Genomic DNA, 17,794 nt, shown 5'->3' on the forward strand with positions numbered 1-17,794 from the left:
CTTCGAGGGTGCGGCGGTCCGGGGGCCGGTCGGGGTTCAGGGTCGGTCGGTGGACGGGGCCGCAGCGGCACCGGCGGTGAGCGTGCGGAGCTCGGTGGCCTCGACGTCGGCACCGAAGGCGGGGGTGCCGGGCTCGAGCCGGGCGCCGGTCGCGAGGTCACCGATCACCACCGGGTCGAACCCGAGGGAGTCGATCAGCTCGGCCACCGCCGCGACGTCGTCCGGCGCGTCACCGGCGACCGCGATCGCCTTGCGACCGGGCCGTCCCGCGGGCCGCGCCTCGTCCTCGAGGTCGTGGTAGCCCATGTGGTTGAGGGCCTTGACGACGCGCGCGCCCGGCAGGGACCGCTGCACCAGCTCGCTCGACGAGACGCCGGCCGGGACGACCGTGTCCCGTGGTCCGTCGACCTCCCACCAGTGGTTCATGGCGTCCACGACGAGCTTGCCGCGCAGCGCGTCCACCGGGACGTCCCGGTGCCTGCCGAGCGGCAGGGCCAGGACCACGACGTCCGCGGCCCGCGCCACCTCGGCCGGCCACGCGGCGGTCGCGCCCGGCGTGAGCACCTCGGTGGTCAGCGCGATCCGCGCGGGATCGCCGGAGCCGGCGACGACGACGCGGTAGCCGGCGGCGACGGCCAGGCGGGCCACGACCGTCCCGAGCTTGCCCGCACCGAGGATCCCGACCGTGAGTGCGGTCACCGGGCCCCGCCCACGGCGACGGGCTGCTCGGCGAGCAGCTCACGGACCCGCGGGATCACCTGCGTGCCGTACAGCTCGACCGACCGCAGCCGCGCGGACGCGGAGACCGTGCCGGCGGCGGAGTAGATCATGTCGAAACGGCCGACGTCGAGGACCCGGACCGCGTGCGCGATCCTCGCCGCGACCGTCTCGACCGAGCCGACGTACAGCGAGCCGTGCGCCACCTCGGAGTCGAACTCGCGCTGCTGGAGCGGCGGCCAGCCGCGCAGCGCACCGATCCGGTCACGCGTCTCCCGGTACCCCGGGTAGAACAGCTCCTTGGCCTCCTCGTCCGTGGCGGCGACGAAGCCGGGGGAGTGCACGCCGACCGGCTGGGCCGTCGTGCCGAGCTGCTGGTGCGCGCGTCGGTAGAGGTCCACGTAGGGCGCGAAGCGGTCGGGTGCGCCGCCGATGACCGCGAGCATGAGGCGGAACCCGTACTGGGCGGTGCGCAGCACCGACTGCGGCGTCCCGCCGACCCCCACCCACGTGCTCAGGCGCCCCGACTCGGTCTTGGGGTAGACGTCGGCGTCGTGCAGTGCGGCGCGCGTGGTGCCCTGCCACGTCACCGGGGTCTCGTCCAGGAGCCGGTGGAACAGGTCGATCTTCTCCTCGAAGAGCACCTCGTAGTCCTTCAGGTCGTACCCGAACAGCGGGAACGACTCGGTGAACGACCCCCGGCCGAGGATGACCTCGGCGCGGCCGTTCGACAGCGCGTCGACCGTGGCGAAGCGCTGGAAGACGCGCACCGGGTCGTCGGAGGACAGCACCGTGACCCCCGAGGCGAGCCGGATGCGCTCGGTCGCGGTGGCGATCCCGGCGAGGACCGTCTCCGGGCTCGAGATGGCGTACTCCGGGCGGTGGTGCTCACCGAGGGCCACCACGTCGATGCCGACCTGGTCGGCGAGGACCGCCTCGGTCACGGTCGCGCGGATCGCCTGGGCGTGCGAGACGACCTCCCCGCGGTCGTCGCGGGGACGGTCCCCGAAGCTGTCGATGCCGAACTCGATGCGGTCTGCGTCCATGCTGCACGACTCCTTCGAGAGTCCTCGTCCTGCCGGCGTGCGCGCGGGCGCCGGGCGCGCGACCTGCCGCGCCCGGCGCTGTCAGCGACAACTGGTGACGGTCAACTGCGCAGGGTCGCCATCTCTTCCAGGGCGGTCGACTGCCGCGCTCGGCGGGGGTGGCGCACTAGGTTGCGCTCGTGCCCAGCAGCCCGCTCGACGACGTCGCCGCCACTCCCACGCCTGCCGTGTTCCTGCCCGAGGGCGGGACGCGGGTCGCGGCCGCGGTGCCCACGGCCCTCGGTGTCGTCGGTGTCGTCGGGCTCGTGCTCGTGGCGCTGCAGGGGTTCACCGGCACGCAGGAGCCCGCCGGTGCGGCGTACCCCGCGTGGCTCCTGCTGGCCGCGGCCGTCGCGCTGGCCGCCGGGCTCGTCCTCGCCCGGGTGCGCCGCGCGCCCTGGTCCCGCGGCTGGTCGCTGGTCGAGATGCTCGACCGGCCGGACGGCCTCGTGCTGTTCGCGGGCCGGCTGGGGGTGCGTCACGAGGGCCTGCTGGTCCGACGTGGCGAGAGCGTCGAGCTCGCCGCGACGCACGTGCGGCGCGGTCGCCACCGGTACGTCGTGACGGCCCCCTCCGGCCGGATGACGTTCGCCGCGGACGGCCTCGCGCACTGGCTCACGATGCAGCCCCTCGAGGAGGCGGCGGCACGGCACGGCATCACCGTCGTCACCGTCGGCGAGGCCGCCGGGATCACCCGCACGCTCGGCGGCTGACGTCAACGCACGACGTGACAACAGGGTGCATATCGTCGTGCAGCCGGAGGTTCTGCTCGGCGGTGACGCCGTATCCGGCTTTCGTGCAGATGTCGCACCCCGGTGCCAGCATCGGGCCATGAGCGACGACACCTTCGGCACCGTTCCGCCCGGTGAGCGCGTCTCCGCCGGTGCGCCCCGGCTGCGCGCCACGTCGATCACCATCAGCACGCCGCGCCCGCACGAGGCCGCGCGGTTCTACGCGCGGCTGCTCGGCGGGCGGATCACCGCGCTCGACGAGGCTGCGCCCGGCGACCCCGACGGCATCACGTGGGCCCAGGTGCAGCCCCTGCCGGGGGAGGTTGGCATGACCATCAACCTCGAGCACGAGCGGGTGTGGAGCCCACCGGTATGGCCCGCGCGCCCCGGCGAGCAGCGCTCGACCCAGCACCTGGACGTCCAGGTCGACGACCTGCCCGCGGCCGTGGCGTGGGCGTTGGAGTGCGGCGCGCGTGAGGCGTCGCCCCAGCCGCAGGACGACGTGCGGGTCATGCTCGACCCCGACGGCCATCCGTTCTGCCTGTTCCTGTGAGCAGCGAACCGAGCGCCCCCGGTCGTGACACGTGCGTCGTCCGGGATGCCGCCACGGGCGACGTGGCGTCCGTCTGCGCGTTCGGCCGGGCGCACGTCCCGCCTCACTACGCGCCGCTCATCGGCGAGGCGGCAGCGCAGCAGCAGGTCACGACCTGGTGGAGCGAGGAGCAGATCGGTTCGGCGGTCGGGCGCGGGCTCGTCGTCGTCGCCGAGGCCGCGGGCCGCGTCGTGGGCGTCGCGCAGCGCGGACGCGCCGGGGACGACCACGTGCTGTACAAGCTCTACGTCGACCCCCTGTTCCGCGGCCGAGGCCTCGGGCCGCGGCTGGTCGACGCAGTCGTGCGACGACTCCCGCCCGACGCCCGGCGCCTGTGCGTCGAGCACTTCGCAGGCAACGCGCGCGCCGGGGCGTTCTACGAGCGTGAGGGCTTCGAGGTGGAGCGGACCGAGCCGAGCGGCGACGACCCCGCGCTCGACGTGGTGTGGCGCGCACGCGACCTCGTGAATCCGTGACGCCCTCCTTCTGACGCCGACCACCGCCCGCTGGGGCAGGTCTGGGTGCAGGCGTCGCCCTCCGGTGCCACCATCGGGTCATGCCCACCCCGGCCGTGACCGTCCCGCAGGCCCTCGCCTGGCGGCTGCGGAGGCACGGCCTGCTGGCGCCCGGGTCGGCCACCGCCGAGGACGTGGTGGGCGGGCTCGTCGCGGTCGCCGCGCAGGCCGACGTCGACCTCGCGGTGCGGACGCGGCAGGCGGCGCCCGCGGAGGGGGAGGTCGCCGCGGCGCTCGCGGACGGCCGGCTGATCAGGACGTTCACCTTCCGCGGCAGCGTGCACGTCATGACGCCGGACGACGCCGCGGTGCACCTGGCGGTCCGGGGCTCCGGGCGGCAGTGGGAGCTGCGGAGCTGGCGCGAGCACTACGGCCTCCAGCCGGAGGACTGGCCGGCCTTCCGCGCGACCGTCCGTGAGGTCCTCGACGACGGCCCGCTCACGCACGACGAGCTGGTCGCGACGCTCACCGCGCGGCCCGCGTACCGGCACCTCGGGCCGGCCGTCGAGGGCGGGGCGTGGGCCCTGCTCAAGGCGCTCGCCTGGCAGGGCGACCTCTGCCTGGGGCCCACCCGCGACCGTCGGACGACGCTGCAGGCGCTCGCACACGTCCCGCGCTGGCCGGGTATCCCGGAACTCGACGACGCCGGGCCCCGCGCGGTCGAGGCGTACGTGCGGGCGTACGGCCCGGCGACGCCCGACGGGCTGCAGTACTGGCTCGGCAGCGGGCTGAGCGCGGGCCGGCGGCTGGCGCGGTGGACCGCCGACGTGGCCGACCGGCTCGCGACCGTGCAGGTCGGGGGCCGCGACGCGTTCGTGCTGCGCGAGGACGTCGACGACCTGCTCGCGACCGAGCCCACCGGCGCGGTGCGGCTGCTGCCCGGGTACGACCAGTGGGTGCTCGGGCCCGGCACGGCGGACCGCGACGTCGTCCCGCCCGCGTGGCGCACCGCCGCGACCCGCGGGACGCCGCTGGTGGTCGCCGGCGGCGTGGTCGCCGGGACGTGGACCGAGCGGGACGGCGACCTGACCGTGCGGTGGGCACCCGAGGGTCAGTCGGCGCGGAGCGCGCTCGACGAGGGCGTCGACCGGCTGTCAGGGGGTCTCGGCCGCCCGCTGCGGGTCACCGTCGAGGCGGGGTAGCGCGAGCGGTGGTGGGCGGCCACGCACGGCGGCGGTGACCAGGGCAGGGTTACCGTCGAGGGGACCCCCGCGGAAGGACCACCGGCGATGGCGCTGCTGACCTGTCACTTCTTCTCCGAGGCGCTCGGCGTGAGCACGGCCGTGACCGTGCTGCTGCCCGAGTCGGCCCGGGGCCAGATCGGCATGGGAGGCGTGGAGACCGCCGGCCCGCCGCCCGTGCTCTACCTGCTGCACGGGCTGAGCGACGACGAGACGATCTGGCTGCGTCGGACGTCGATCGAGCGGTACGTCGCCGAGCGGGGGATCGCGGTGGTGATGCCGCGCGCGGGGCGGTCGTTCTACGCGGACGAGGTGCACGGCAGCGCGTACTGGACCTTCCTGTCCGACGAGCTGCCGCGGGTCGTGCAGCACTTCTTCCGCGTGTCCGACCGGCGGGAGGACACGTTCGTCGCGGGCCTGTCGATGGGCGGGTACGGCGCGTTCAAGTGGGCGCTGCGCCAGCCGTGGCGGTTCGCCGCGGCGGCGAGCCTGTCCGGGGCGCTGGTCGTCGGCGGGGACCGCGCGCGGTACCTGCGGGACGAGCTGACGCCCCACGTGTGGGACGGTACGGACCCGGCGGGCACGGACGACGACCTGCTGGCGCTGCTGGACCGGGCCGACCCGGCGGCGCTGCCCGCGCTGTACGCGACGTGCGGCGCGCAGGACGACCTCGTCGACACGCAGCACGCGTTCGTCGAGCGGGCGGCGGCGCGGGGTGTCGCGGTGGACGCGCACGTGCACCCCGGCCGGCACGACTGGGCGTACTGGGACGAGCACGTCCAGCGCGTGCTCGACTGGCTGCCGGTGGGGGGCTGAGCCGCGCCGGCGCCCTGACGAGAAGAACCACCCGAGTCGTCCTGCCCGTGCCGGTGATGCGAATCGGCCGACTGCTCGCCGACGGGACGGCTCGATGACGGCCACGCGGCGGGACGCGGCGACGGTCTGGTTCGTCACACCTCCGTCCGGGCGGAGTACGGCAGCCGCGGGCGGTGTTGACCACGACACCCCCCTCTCTCGGCGAAGGAGACCCCGTGCCCGCCACGATTGCCCAGACCATCGTCGCCACCTTGCGCGCCAACGGCGTGAAGCGCGTCTACGGAGTGCCCGGCGACTCCCTCAACGGCTTGACCGACGCGCTGCGACGTGACGGCAGCATCGAGTGGGTCCTGACCCGTCACGAGGAGGCCGCAGCCCTGGCCGCCGCCGCGGACGCTGAGCTGACGGGGGAGCTCGCCGTGTGCGTGGGCAGCGGAGGGCCGGGCAACCTGCACCTGATCAACGGCCTGTACGACGCCGCGCGCAGCCGGGTACCCGTGCTGGCGATCGCCGCCCACATCCCGAGCAGCGAGATCGGCAGCGGCTACTTCCAGGAGACGCACCCGCAGGAGCTGTTCCGCGAGTGCAGCGTCTACCGCGAGCTCGTGTCCGACCCCGCCCAGATGCCCCGCATGCTGGAGATCGCGATGCGCAGCGCGATCGAGCAGCGCGGCGTCTCCGTGCTGGTCCTGCCCGGCGACATCGCCCTGCAGCGCGCGGCGAGCGAGCGCGTGGTGGTCGTCCCGCAGACCCGTCCTCGGGTCGTGCCGTCCGACGACGAGCTGCGCGCGGCCGCCGACCTGCTCAACGCGGGACGGCGCATCACCATCCTGGCCGGCGCCGGCGTGGGCGACGCGCACGACGACGTCGTCGCGCTCGCGGACCGGCTCGCCGCGCCGATCGTCCACACGATGCGCGGCAAGGACCGCATCGAGTACGACAACCCCTTCGACGTCGGCATGACGGGCCTGCTGGGGTTCGCCTCCGGGTACCGGGCGATGGACGGTGCGGACACCCTGCTCATGCTCGGCACCGACTTCCCGTACCAGCAGTTCTACCCGAAGGACGCGCGGGTGGTGCAGGTCGACCTGCGCGGCGAGCAGCTGGGTCGGCGCACGCCGCTCGACCTCGGTCTGGTGGGCGACGTGGGGGAGACGGTGCGCGCGCTGCTGCCGCTGCTCGACGGCGGCCGCAACCGCGGCCACCTGGACGACGCACGCGACCACTACGCGCGCACCCGGGCGAAGCTGGACGACCTGGCGACCGAGTCGCGCGGCGACCGGCCGATCCACCCGCAGTACGTGGCGCGGCTCGTCGACGAGCTCGCGTCCGACGACGCGGTGCTCATCCCGGACGTCGGCTCTCCGGTGATCTACGCGGCGCGGTACCTGCGCACCGGTGGCGGTCGGCGCCTGATCGGCTCGTTCACGCACGGCACGATGGCGAACGCGCTGTCGCACGCGATCGGCGCGCAGACCGCGTTCCCGGGCCGGCAGGTGGTCGCGCTCGCGGGCGACGGCGGCCTCGCGATGCTGCTCGGTGAGCTCCTGACCGTGGCGCAGCACCGGCTGCCGGTGAAGATCGTCGTGTTCAACAACGCGTCGCTGAACTTCATCGAGCTGGAGATGAAGGCCGCGGGGTTCGTCAACTACGGCACCGGTCTGCAGAATCCCAGCTTCGCCGCCGTGGCCGAGGCGATCGGTGTGCGGGGCCTGCGCGTGGAGCGGTCGGCCGACCTGCGCGGAGCGCTCGAGGAGGCGTTCGCGCACGACGGGCCGGTGCTCGTCGACGTCGTCACCGAGCGGGACGAGCTGTCGATCCCGCCGAAGGTCACCGCCGAGCAGGTCAAGGGGTTCACGCTCTACGCGATCCGCACCGTGCTGTCCGGGCGCGGCGACGAGCTGCTCGACCTCGCGAGCGCGAACTACCGGCAGCTGCTCTAGAGGCCTCGGTCCGCGCGGGTGGTCCGCTCGCCGCTGAAGTGGTCACATCTCCACCCTCGGGGGTCGTGCAGTGGTCACATGTGTGACCACTGCACGACGGGCTCCACCAGGCGGATGTCCCGGGCGGTCACCGACGGCGGTGCTGTGCACCTTCGGCACCCAGCACCTCGGCGAGCTCGCCCGGCCGGTTCACCATCGGCCAGTGCCACGTCGGCAGCTCGACGTAGGTCCAGTCGCCGTCGACCATGTGCGCGAACGCGGGGACGTGCTGTGCCATCTGCTGGAGCTGCTCGACGCCGAAGGTGCACAGCACGCCGGTCCGGGGCAGCCGCTCCCAGGCCCCGGTCAGCGCGACCGACTGGGTAGCGGTGCGCCAGGGCTGCGGCTGCGAGCCGGCGACCAGTGCGGCGACCGCCGCGTCGTCGACCTCGGGCACGTCGGCGGCGAGTGCGGCCCAGGGCGGCGGCGGGAGCCTCCAGCCCGCGCCGTCCGCCTGGACCAGGCGCTCGTTGGCGGCGCGGGCGTCGGGCCCGTCGAAGTCGGCCTGGGCCGTGCCGTCCGGCAGCGGCCCGGAGTCGACGTACACCAGGCGCGCGACGCGCTCGGGCACGCGGTCGGCAGCGCCGGTCGTCACGAGCGCGCCGTAACTGTGGCCGACGAGCACGACGTCGTGCAGGTCGTGCTCCTCGAGCACGCGGACGACGTCGTCGACGTGGGTGGTCAGGTCGGTCTCGGGCGTGGCGAGGTCGGCTCGCTCGCCCATGCCGGTGAGGTCGACGGCGTGCACGACGTGGCCGTGCGCCCGGAGCGCGTCGGCGACGGTGCGCCAGACCCAGGCGCCGAGCCAGAAGCCGGGGACGAGGACGTAGGTGGTGGTCATGAGCATGACGCTAGGGTTGATTGTGGACACTTTCCGCCCGGTATCGGGACGTGGTCTCGCGCTTCCTCGAGCGCGGCACCGCGGCAGGTCGTGAGCCGCCCGACCGCGCGCGTGCTCGCGCTGCTCGAGCTGCTCCAGACGGGCCGGCAGCGCACGGTCGGCGACCTCGCCGCCCTGCTGGAGGTCGACGAGCGCACCGTCCGGCGCTATGCCGAGCACCTCGCCGACCTCGGCATCCCCGTCGAGTCCCGGCGCGGCCGGTACGGCGGCTACCGGCTCGCGCCCGGCCACAAGCTGCCGCCGCTGATGCTGACGGACGACGAGGCCGTCGCCGTCGTCCTGGGCCTCACGGTCGCCGAGCGCGCGGGGGTCGCCACCACCGGGCAGGCCGCGACCGCGAGCGCACTCGCCAAGGTGTCGCGCGTCCTGCCGCGCGCGCTGAGCCGGCGGATCGACAGCCTGCTGGCGACCGCGCAGTTCACGGCCCCGGTGCGCGCCACCGCCCCGGCGGGCGCCGACACGCTCCTCGGTCTCGCCTCGGCCGCGGAGGCGCGGCGCACGGCCGTGATCGCCTACACGGCCTGGGACGGGCGGGCGTCGCGGCGCGAGCTCGACGTCTACGGCCTGGTGCTCCACTCCGGCCGGTGGTACGTCACCGGGCACGACCGCGGCCGCGACGACGTGCGCACCTTCCGCCTGGACCGCATCGCGTCGGTCGAGCAGGGCGGCGGCTCCTACGTCGTGCCCGCCGACTTCGACGCCCGCGCGCAGGTCCTGTCGGGCATCGCGGCGGTCGCGTGGGCGCACGAGGTCTCCGTCGTGCTGCGGACCAGCCTGGCGGACGCGCGCGAGCGGCTGCCGGGGAGCGTGGGACGCCTGACCGAGCACGTCGACGGCGTCCTGCTCGAGACGCGCGCCGAGCGCCTCGACGGCATGGCCCGCATGCTGGCCGGGCTCGGCTGGGACTTCGAGGTCCTCGCGCCGGACGCCCTGTGCGACGAGGTCCTGCTCCTCGCGGACCGCCTGCGCACCGGCGCGGCACGCGGCGCCGGCGCTGCGCGCCCTGCGGACCCACCCTTGACGAATCCTCCCTTTCGCGTAGGTTAGCCGAGCCTCACTTAGGCGAGCCTCACCACGCGTCCGCACGAGAGGGACGTGTCTGTCAGGGGGAGAAACACGCGTGCACGAGCTGCTGTCCGCCGCGAGCGCCGACGCCTACGTCGACGCCATGCGCGGCACCGTCGACCGGGTCGCCGCCCGGTTCCGCACCACCACCCAGCCGTTCTCGGGCGCGAGCCGCGCACACCTCCAGGCGCTCGTCGACGCCGTCGACCTGGACGGACCCGGCCGCGGGACGGCCGCGGCGCTGCGCGAGGTCGACGACCTGTTCGCCCAGCACGCCGTGTGGTTCCACGACCCGGCCTACACCGCGCACCTCAACTGCCCGGTCGCCGTGCCGGCCGTCGCGGCCGAGGCCGTGCTCGCCGCGATCAACCCCAGCGTCGACACGTACGACCAGTCGACCGTCGGGACGCTCATGGAGCGGCGCGTGGTCGCGTGGACCGCCGCCCGCATCGGCTTCCTCGCCGGGGGCGGGGTCTTCACGTCGGGCGGCACGCAGTCGAACCTGCAGGCGCTGCTGCTGGCGCGCGAGCACGCGCTGGCCACCGCGCCGGGCGTCGGGCTGCGCGACCTCGTCGTGCTCGCCACCGCGTCGAGCCACTTCTCCGTGCAGCGGTCCGCGTACCTGCTGGGCCTGGCGCCCGACGCGGTCCGCCTCGTCCCCGTCGACGAGCGCGGCCGCATGCGCCCCGACGCCCTGGCGATCGCCCTGCGGCACGTCGCGGACGACGGCCGGCACGCCGCGGCCGTCGTCGCCACGGCCGGGACGACCGACCGCGGGTGCGTCGACCCGGTCGCGGGCATCGCCGACGTGTGCGACGCCGCCGACGTGTGGCTGCACGTCGACGCCGCGTACGGCTGCGGCCTGCTCGTCAGCCGCACCCGCCGGCACCTGCTCGACGGCATCGAGCGGGCGCGCTCGGTGACCGTCGACTTCCACAAGGCGTTCTTCCAGCCCGTGTCGTCCTCGGCGCTGGTCGTGCGGCACGCGGTCGACCTGCGGCTCGTCGCGCACCACCACGACTACCTGAACCCCGCGGGCGAGGACGAGCCCAACCAGGTCGACGTCTCGCTGCAGACCACGCGCCGGTTCGACGCGCTCAAGCTGTGGACGACCCTGCGTGCGCTCGGCGCGGACCGCATCGGGGAGATGGTCGACGCGACCGTCGACCTCGCGGCGGCAGTCCACACGCTCGTCGACGCCGACCCGGACCTGCGGCTGCTCGCACCGACCGACCTGTCGACCGTCCTGTTCCGCTACCAGCCGGACGGCCTGCCCGACGCCCGCGCCGACGCGCTGGTCGGCCAGGTGCGCCGCGTGCTGTTCGGCTCCGGCCGCGCGCTCGTCGCCCGCACGACCCTCGACGGCCGCCCGTGCCTCAAGCTCACGCTGCTCAACCCGGACACGACGGTCGCCGACGTCCGGCACGTGCTCGAGCTGGTCCGGCGGGCGGCCGGCTCGCTGCTCGAGGGCGAGGACCTGCTGCGCCCCGACGTGGCGGTGGCCCGGTGACCGCGGTCCGCGCCGACGCGCACGTCCACGACGTCGTCGGGGTCGGCATCGGTCCCTTCAACCTGGGCCTGGCCGCGCTCGCGGCGCCGCTCGACCTCGACACGGTCTTCCTCGACCGCGCCGCCGAGTTCCGCTGGCACCCGGGCATGATGCTCGACGGCGCGACCATCCAGGTGCCGTTCCTGGCCGACCTCGTCACCATGGCCGACCCGACGAGCCCGTACTCGTTCCTCGCGTGGCTCAAGCACACCGGCCGGCTCTACCCCTTCTACATCCGCGAAAGCTTCTACCCGCTGCGCGCCGAGTACGACGCGTACTGCCGGTGGGTCGCCCAGCAGCTCGCGTCGCTGCGCTGGGGGCGCACCGTGACGGGCGTCGAGGTCGACCCGCACGACGACGACCTGTACGTCGTGCACGCGCGCACCGCCGGCGGCGTCGAGTCCTACCGGACGCGGCACGTCGTGCTCGGCGTCGGCACGCAGCCCGTCGTCCCCGCGGCGCTGCGGGGTCTCGACGGCCCGGTCGTGCACTCGTCGCAGTACCTGCCGCACCGCGACCGGCTGCGGGCGGCCGGGTCGGTGACGGTGGTCGGCTCGGGGCAGTCCGCGGCGGAGATCTACCGCGACCTGCTCGACGCGACCGGCCCCGGCGGCCCGCGGCTGGACTGGGTGACGCGCTCGCCGCGGTTCTTCCCCATGGAGTACACCAAGCTCACGCTCGAGATGACGTCGCCGGAGTACACCGACCACTTCCACGCGCTGCCGACGGCCCTGCGCGACCGGCTCGCCCGTGAGCAGCGCGGACTGTCCAAGGGCATCAGCGCTTCCCTCGTCGACGACATCTACGACACCCTCTACCGCATGAGTGCCGCCGGGCCCGTGCCGACGACCCTGCTCACGGACACCGAGGTGCGCGGGGCGGCGTGGGACGGCGAGCGGTACACCCTGCGGCTGCGGCACGGGCAGCTGGGCGTCGAGCACGAGCGCACCACCGAGGCCCTCGTCCTTGCGACGGGCTACGCGGCGCAGGTGCCGGACGTCGTCGCGGGCATCGCCGGCCGCCTCGACCACGACGAGCACGGTCGCCTGGCCGTCGCGCGCGACTACTCCGTCGACGGCGGGCGGCGCCGCGTGTTCGTCCAGAACGGCGAGGAGCACACGCACGGCGTCACCGCCCCGGACCTCGGCTTCGGGGCGTGGCGCTCGTCGACGATCCTCGCGGCCGTGTGCGGGCGCGAGGTGTACCCGCGCGAGCAGCGGATCGCGTTCCAGGAGTTCGGCGTGCCCGCCGGGACGCCGCCGCCGTCCGGCACCGTGGGGGCGGGTGCCGCCGGGACGGTTGCTGCCGGGGCCGCCGCGCTCGCGGGCGGGGCCGCCCGGTGACCGACTGGCGCGCGATGCGGACCGAGCCGCTGTCGGCGCAGACGGTCCGCGACGAGGCGTGGAAGCGCATCGGCCCCGTCCGCCTGGACCGCGTCGTGCCGGAGCGGGACGCGCAGGTGCTGCACCACTGGCTGACGCACCCGGCGTCGGCTTTCTGGCAGATGACGGACCTGGGCCTCGACGAGGTCCTGGCGTACGAGCAGCGGCTCGCGCGGTCCACCGACGAGCACGCGTGGATCGGCCGGGTCGCGGGCCACCCCACGTTCATGGTCGAGACGTACGACCCGTCGCGGGTCCTGCTCAAGGGCGTGTACCGGGCCCGCGCGGGGGACGTCGGGATGCACCTGCTGGTCGCGCCACCGCAGCGGGCGCCGCTGCACGGCCTGACCGACGCGGTCATGGCCGCGACCCTGCGCTTCTGCTTCGGCACCCTGCGCGCGCAGCGCGTCGTCGTCGAGCCGGACGTGCGCAACACGGCCATCGCCGCCAAGAACGCCGCCGCCGGGTTCCGCGTGGTCCGCGAGATCGAGCTGCCCGGCAAGCGCGCGGCGCTGTCCGTGTGCACGCGCGAGAGCTTCGCGGCCAGCCGGCTCGGCGCCACCACGACCCACGAGGACACCCGATGACGCTCGACCTGCCCGTCGCCCCGCCCGCGCCGCACTCGCCCGCGCCGCACCGGCCCGCCGCGGCCCACCGCCCGCCGCACCCCGCCGACCACCTCACGCCCGAGCACCTCGAGGCGGCGCAGCGCCACCTCGTCACCAAGGCGATCGCCGAGCTCGCGCACGAGCGGCTGCTGGCGCCGGCCGTCGACCGGGCGGCGGTGACGTCCCCGGCCGACCTGCGGCGCGCGTACGTCCTGACGCTCGAGACGGCCGACGGCGTCGCCGTCGTCTACCGGTTCCGGGCCCGGCGCCTCGCGCTGGAGCACTGGGCGATCGACCGCACCACGCTCACCCGGGAGGTCGACGGGCGGCCCGCGCCCCTCGACGTGCTCGACCTGGTGCTCGAGCTGCAGCCGCTGCTGCGGGTCCCCGACGACCTGCTCGCGCTCTACCTCGAGGAGCTGTCCTCGACCCTCGCGAGCGCCGCGTACCGCCGCGCGCACGGCGGCCCGACGAGCGCCGAGCTGCTGCACGCCGACCTCGCCACCGTCGAGCAGGCGATGACCGAGGGCCACCCGTCGTTCATCGCCAACAACGGCCGCATCGGCTACGGCGTCGGCGAGCACGACGCGTACGCGCCCGAGGCGGGGCGTCCCGTGCGGCTCGTGTGGCTCGCGGCCCGGCGCGCCGTCAGCCACGTCGCCACGGGCGCGGGCCTCACCGAGGACGCGCTGTACCGCCACGAGCTCGACGAGTCGACGCGCGAGCGCTTCGCGGACCACCTGCGATGCCTCGGCCTCGACCCCGCCGACTACCGCTACCTGCCCGTGCACCCCTGGCAGTGGGAGCACCGCGTCGCGGTGACCTTCGCGCCCGACGTCGCGCGCCGCGACCTCGTCCTGCTCGGCGAGTCCGACGACACCTACCGCGCGCAGCAGTCGATCCGCACGTTCCTCAACGTCGACCGCCCCGACCGGCACTACGTGAAGACCGCCGTCGCGATCCAGAACATGGGCTTCCTGCGGGGCCTGTCGCCGGCGTACATGCGGGCGACCCCCGCCATCAACGACTGGGTCGCCGACCTCGTCGACGGCGACCCCGAGCTCGTGGCCTGCGGCGTGCGCGTCCTGCGCGAGCGCGCGTCGATCGGCTACACGGGCGACGTCTACCACCGCACGCCGCGCCCCAGCGCGCACCGCAAGATGCTGGCGGCGCTGTGGCGCGAGCAGCCGTACGCGTTCCTCGCGCCCGGGCAGCGCGCGACGACGATGGCCGCGCTGCTGCACCGCGACGCGGCGGGCGATGCGTTCGCCACGGCCGCGGTCCGGGCGTCGGGCCTCGACCCCGCCGACTGGCTGCGGGCCTACCTGCGCGTCTACCTGCGCCCGCTCGTGCACTGCCTGCGCGCGCACGACCTGGCGTTCATGCCGCACGGCGAGAACGTGCTGCTCGTGTGGCAGGACCACGTGCCCGTCGGCGCGCTGCTCAAGGACATCGGCGAGGAGGTCGCCGTCGTGTCCGACCGCCCGCTGCCGGCGGCGGTCGAGCGCATCCGCGCGGTCGTCGACGACGACGAGAAGGCACTGGCGATCTTCACCGACGTGCTCGACGGCGTGCTGCGGCACCTCGCCGCGATCCTCGTCACCGACGGCGTGCTCACCGAGGAGCGGTTCTGGGGCGTCGTCGCCGACACGATCGACGCGCACCACGCCGACCACCCGGACCTGCCATCGGGCGTCGACCTGCGGGCGCCGCGGTTCGCGCACTCGTGCCTCAACCGCCTGCAGCTGCGCAACACGCTGCAGATGGTCGACCTGGCCGACCAGTCGTCGTCGCTCATCTACGCGGGGACGCTGGCCAACCCGGTCGCGCGCGACGGCGGCGCGTGATGCCGTTCGAGGTCTTCCGGGACGACTGGGGCGTGCCGCACGTGCGCGCGTCGGACGAGCCCGCGCTGGCGTACGGGCAGGGCTGGGTGACCGCGCGCGACCGGACGTGGCAGGTGCAGACCGACCGGTGGCGCGCCGAGGGCCGGCTCGCCGAGCACATCGGTGACGGCGGCATCGCCTGGGACGTCGTCGCGCACCGGCTGCGGCTGCCGGACCTCGCCCAGCGGGCGTACGCGGCGCTCGGGGACGAGGACCGCGCGTGGGTCGACGCGTACACCGCGGGCGTCGACGCCGGGCTCGCGTCGGCACCCCGGCCGGTCGAGGTCGACGAGCTCGACCGGGTGCTCGGCGGCACCACGCCCGACGACCCGTGGCCCGCGTGGGCACCGCTGGGGGTCTTCCTCGTCGCCCACGCGCTGTTCTCGACCTTCCCGCGCGTGCTGTGGCACGACCACGTCGTGCGGTCCGCCCGGGCCTCCGGGCACGCCGGCCTGGCGGACGTCGACCCCCTGGAGCTCGTGCGCCTGCTCGACCCCGCTGCCGACGGGCCGACCAGCGGCTCCAACGCGTGGGCGCTGCACGGCACACGCACCGGGAGCGGGATGCCGCTGCTGGCGGGCGACCCGCACCGCGTGCTCGAGCTGCCCGGTCCCTACCAGCAGATCCGTCTCGCCTGCCCCGAGTACGACGTGCTCGGCCTGGCGTTCCCCGGCGTCCCGGGCCTGCCCCACTTCGGTCACACCGGCACCGCCGCGTGGGGCATCACCAACGCCGCTGCGCACGCCGCCGAGCTGTACCGCGAGATGCTCCTGCGGGACGACGACGGCTGGCAGGCGTTCGGCCCCCACGGCGTCGAGCCCGTCACCGCGACGACCGTGCACGTGCGCGTGCGCGGCGGGGAGCCGCTGACCGTCGAGGCCCTCGAGACCGCGCGCGGGCCCGTCGTGGTGCGCGGCATGCCGCCGGGACGTCCCGTCGACCAGGACGGCGTGGTCACCGGTGCGCTGCCGCGCGCCGGCCTCGAGGAGGCGCGGTCGGTGCGGCTGCAGGCGCACGTCGACGCGGACCTCGGCCTCGCGTGCCTGCGTCCGCTGCTGCGCGCCCGCACCGCGCACGACGTCGCCGCCGCGCTGACCGGCTGGGTCGACCCCGTCAACCGCGTCCTGGCGGCCGACTCCGGTGGCACGGTGCTGACGTTCGACGCGGGCCGCGTGGCCGACCGCGCGCCGCACGACCGGCTGCTGTCGCTGCGCGCGTGGGACCCCGCGCACGCACCGCGGCCGTGGCGCACCCTGGCCGTGCCGCGCGAGGTCACCGACGTCGCCGTGGACGCGAACGAGCGCCCGGCCGGCGCGGACCGCGACCACGGAAGCGTCTACGCACCGGACCGCGCCGCCCGCATCGCCCACCTGCTCGCGGGACGCCCGGTGTGGCGCGTCGCCGACATGGGGGACGTCCACGGCGACACCCACTGGGCGGGCGCCGGGCGGCTGCTGCGGCACACCGCGGGCCTCGACGGCCTGAGCCCGGCGGCCGCCGCGGTCCGCGACCGGCTGCTCGCGTGGGACCTGCGCATGGACGCGAGCTCCGTCGAGGCGGCGCTGCTCGCGGACCTGCGCGCGGTGCTCGTCACCCGCCTCGTCGAGGAGCCGGCCGTCCGCGCGCTCGGTGCCCCGCACGTCGCGGGCCCGGCGTTCGACGCGTGGTTCGGCCTGCGCGGCCGGGTCGGCGCCGCGCTCCCGGCGCTGCTCGACCGCGCCGACCTGGGCGTCGACGGGCCCGCGCACGTCCGCGCGGCGCTGGAGGAGGTCGCCGTCCGCGCGGACGGCAGCACCTGGGGGGCCCGGCACACCGTGCTCCCGGCCCACGTGCTGGCAGACGTGCCGGGGGCGGCCGTGCCCGTCGTCCCGGCGCTGCCGCTGGGCGGCGACCAGGACACCGTGCGCTGCACCGGGACCGTCCCGGGCATGACCGACGGGGCGTTCCGCGGGTCGGTGGCCCGCTGGGTGTGGGACCTGCAGGACCGGTCGCGCAGCCGCTGGGGCGTGCCGTTCGGGAGCAGCAGCGGCGACCCGCGCAGCCCGCACTTCGCGGACCAGCACCCGACGTGGGCGGTCGCGGGGACCGTCGAGGTCGTGACGGACTGGGCGTCGTTGACGCCCGAGCCGCTGCCGACGGGAGTGGGGGAGTGAGCACGGCGTCGGGCACCCGCGTGCCGGGCCTGACGGCGGCGTGGGACGGACTGCCGGGCGGGACGGTGCTCGACGAGCGGACCGTCGACGGCGTCGGCGTGCTGACCACCGCCGTGCTCGACCTCGACGCCGACATGCCGACGCTGCACGCCTGGTGCACCGCGCGGGGCACCGCGTTCTGGGGGTTGAGCCACCTGAGCGTCGACGAGCTCCGGGAGACCTACGCGGTGGTCGACGCGATGACGCACCACCACGCGCTGCTCGTGCGCATCGACGGCACGCCGGTCGCGCTCGTGCAGGCGTACGAGCCCGCGCTCGACCACGTGGGGGAGGTGTACGACGTGCAGCCCGGCGACCTCGGCGCGCACGTGCTCATCGGTGCCCGCCCCCCGCGGGCGGTCGCCGGCTACGCTCCGCGCTTCGTGCGGGAGATGGCGCGGGTGATGGCGGACCGCACAGGTGCGACGCGGATCGTCGGCGAGCCCGACGCGCGCAACGTGGCCGTGCTGCGCGTGCTTGAGCGGGCCGGCTTCACCCTCGGCCCCGAGGTCGACCTGCCGACCAAGCGTGCCCGGCTCACGTTCTACGACGTCACGCCGTCCCCCTGATCCACCCCCGCCGAGCGCGACCA

General features: G+C 75.3%; 16 protein-coding genes. 13 read left to right on the forward strand and 3 right to left on the reverse strand.

What is annotated here, in order from left to right; translation table 11 throughout:
* Window positions 1-36: 36 nt before the first annotated feature.
* Window positions 37-699: an NADPH-dependent F420 reductase gene (locus tag KKR89_RS00935; RefSeq protein WP_208196842.1), complete on the reverse strand. Its 663-nt coding sequence runs from the start codon at window positions 697-699 to the stop codon at window positions 37-39.
* Entirely contained in the window at window positions 696-1,763 is a 1,068-nt protein-coding gene (locus KKR89_RS00940) for an LLM class flavin-dependent oxidoreductase (RefSeq protein WP_208196843.1), read from the reverse strand. The genes KKR89_RS00935 and KKR89_RS00940 overlap by 4 nt, the downstream gene beginning before the upstream one ends.
* Before the next feature lie 179 nt (window positions 1,764-1,942).
* Between KKR89_RS00940 and KKR89_RS00945 the strand changes: the two genes are divergently transcribed.
* From KKR89_RS00945 to poxB, 6 genes are all read left to right on the forward strand, one after another.
* On the forward strand, window positions 1,943-2,515 hold the full coding sequence (locus tag KKR89_RS00945) for a hypothetical protein (RefSeq protein WP_208196844.1): 573 nt from the start codon (window positions 1,943-1,945) through the stop codon (window positions 2,513-2,515).
* A 118-nt stretch (window positions 2,516-2,633) separates the two neighbouring features.
* Window positions 2,634-3,086: a VOC family protein gene (locus KKR89_RS00950; protein WP_208196845.1), complete on the forward strand. Its 453-nt coding sequence runs from the start codon at window positions 2,634-2,636 to the stop codon at window positions 3,084-3,086.
* Window positions 3,083-3,601 carry a GNAT family N-acetyltransferase gene (locus tag KKR89_RS00955; protein ID WP_208196846.1) on the forward strand — a complete coding sequence of 173 codons (519 nt, stop codon included), beginning with the start codon at window positions 3,083-3,085 and terminating at the stop codon, window positions 3,599-3,601. Before KKR89_RS00950 ends, KKR89_RS00955 begins: the two co-directional genes overlap by 4 nt.
* An 80-nt stretch (window positions 3,602-3,681) precedes the next feature.
* Window positions 3,682-4,782 carry a DNA glycosylase AlkZ-like family protein gene (locus KKR89_RS00960; RefSeq protein ID WP_208196847.1) on the forward strand — a complete coding sequence of 367 codons (1,101 nt, stop codon included), beginning with the start codon at window positions 3,682-3,684 and terminating at the stop codon, window positions 4,780-4,782.
* Window positions 4,783-4,869: 87 nt separating this feature from the next.
* Entirely contained in the window at window positions 4,870-5,637 is a 768-nt protein-coding gene (locus KKR89_RS00965) for an alpha/beta hydrolase (protein WP_208196848.1), read from the forward strand.
* Window positions 5,638-5,852: 215 nt separating this feature from the next.
* Window positions 5,853-7,580 carry a ubiquinone-dependent pyruvate dehydrogenase gene (poxB, locus tag KKR89_RS00970; protein ID WP_251140956.1) on the forward strand — a complete coding sequence of 576 codons (1,728 nt, stop codon included), beginning with the start codon at window positions 5,853-5,855 and terminating at the stop codon, window positions 7,578-7,580.
* Between the two features lie 127 nt (window positions 7,581-7,707).
* Here the strand turns inward: poxB and KKR89_RS00975 are convergent, their stop codons facing one another.
* Window positions 7,708-8,460: an alpha/beta fold hydrolase gene (locus tag KKR89_RS00975; RefSeq protein WP_243882979.1), complete on the reverse strand. Its 753-nt coding sequence runs from the start codon at window positions 8,458-8,460 to the stop codon at window positions 7,708-7,710.
* Window positions 8,461-8,550: 90 nt separating this feature from the next.
* On the opposite strand from KKR89_RS00975, the gene KKR89_RS00980 reads away from it, so the two are divergent.
* The 7 genes from KKR89_RS00980 (at window position 8,551) to KKR89_RS01010 (ending at window position 17,771) form a co-directional block, all read left to right on the forward strand.
* Window positions 8,551-9,567 (forward strand): helix-turn-helix transcriptional regulator, encoded by a 1,017-nt coding sequence (locus KKR89_RS00980; RefSeq protein WP_208196850.1) that lies wholly within the window; start codon window positions 8,551-8,553, stop codon window positions 9,565-9,567.
* A gap of 73 nt (window positions 9,568-9,640) precedes the next feature.
* Window positions 9,641-11,095: a pyridoxal phosphate-dependent decarboxylase family protein gene (locus tag KKR89_RS00985; protein ID WP_208196851.1), complete on the forward strand. Its 1,455-nt coding sequence runs from the start codon at window positions 9,641-9,643 to the stop codon at window positions 11,093-11,095.
* Entirely contained in the window at window positions 11,092-12,477 is a 1,386-nt protein-coding gene (locus KKR89_RS00990; protein ID WP_208196852.1) for a lysine N(6)-hydroxylase/L-ornithine N(5)-oxygenase family protein, read from the forward strand. The genes KKR89_RS00985 and KKR89_RS00990 overlap by 4 nt, the downstream gene beginning before the upstream one ends.
* Window positions 12,474-13,103, forward strand: a complete 630-nt coding sequence (locus tag KKR89_RS00995) for a GNAT family N-acetyltransferase (RefSeq protein WP_208196853.1) — start codon at window positions 12,474-12,476, stop codon at window positions 13,101-13,103. The genes KKR89_RS00990 and KKR89_RS00995 overlap by 4 nt, the downstream gene beginning before the upstream one ends.
* Entirely contained in the window at window positions 13,100-14,971 is a 1,872-nt protein-coding gene (locus KKR89_RS01000) for an IucA/IucC family protein (RefSeq protein ID WP_208196854.1), read from the forward strand. Before KKR89_RS00995 ends, KKR89_RS01000 begins: the two co-directional genes overlap by 4 nt.
* The gene (locus KKR89_RS01005; RefSeq protein WP_243883113.1) at window positions 14,971-17,163 is read left to right on the forward strand and encodes a penicillin acylase family protein; all 2,193 of its coding nucleotides are present in this window, start codon (window positions 14,971-14,973) and stop codon (window positions 17,161-17,163) included. The genes KKR89_RS01000 and KKR89_RS01005 overlap by 1 nt, the downstream gene beginning before the upstream one ends.
* Window positions 17,160-17,771 carry a GNAT family N-acetyltransferase gene (locus KKR89_RS01010; RefSeq protein WP_208196856.1) on the forward strand — a complete coding sequence of 204 codons (612 nt, stop codon included), beginning with the start codon at window positions 17,160-17,162 and terminating at the stop codon, window positions 17,769-17,771. The genes KKR89_RS01005 and KKR89_RS01010 overlap by 4 nt, the downstream gene beginning before the upstream one ends.
* Window positions 17,772-17,794 lie beyond the last annotated feature (23 nt).

Source organism: Cellulomonas dongxiuzhuiae (assembly GCF_018623035.1).
GTDB classification, from domain to species: Bacteria; Actinomycetota; Actinomycetes; order Actinomycetales; family Cellulomonadaceae; genus Cellulomonas; species Cellulomonas dongxiuzhuiae.

Excerpts from the sequence above, each read along its gene's own strand:
- KKR89_RS00940 (WP_208196843.1), bottom strand. The coding sequence starts at position 1,763 with ATGGACGCAGACCGCATCGAGTTCGGCATCGACAGCTTCGGGGACCGT.
- KKR89_RS00950 (WP_208196845.1), top strand. The coding sequence starts at position 2,634 with ATGAGCGACGACACCTTCGGCACCGTTCCGCCCGGTGAGCGCGTCTCC.
- KKR89_RS00960 (WP_208196847.1), top strand. The coding sequence starts at position 3,682 with ATGCCCACCCCGGCCGTGACCGTCCCGCAGGCCCTCGCCTGGCGGCTG.
- KKR89_RS00965 (WP_208196848.1), top strand. The coding sequence starts at position 4,870 with ATGGCGCTGCTGACCTGTCACTTCTTCTCCGAGGCGCTCGGCGTGAGC.
- KKR89_RS00975 (WP_243882979.1), bottom strand. The coding sequence starts at position 8,460 with ATGACCACCACCTACGTCCTCGTCCCCGGCTTCTGGCTCGGCGCCTGG.
- KKR89_RS01000 (WP_208196854.1), top strand. The coding sequence starts at position 13,100 with ATGACGCTCGACCTGCCCGTCGCCCCGCCCGCGCCGCACTCGCCCGCG.
- KKR89_RS01005 (WP_243883113.1), top strand. The coding sequence starts at position 14,971 with ATGCCGTTCGAGGTCTTCCGGGACGACTGGGGCGTGCCGCACGTGCGC.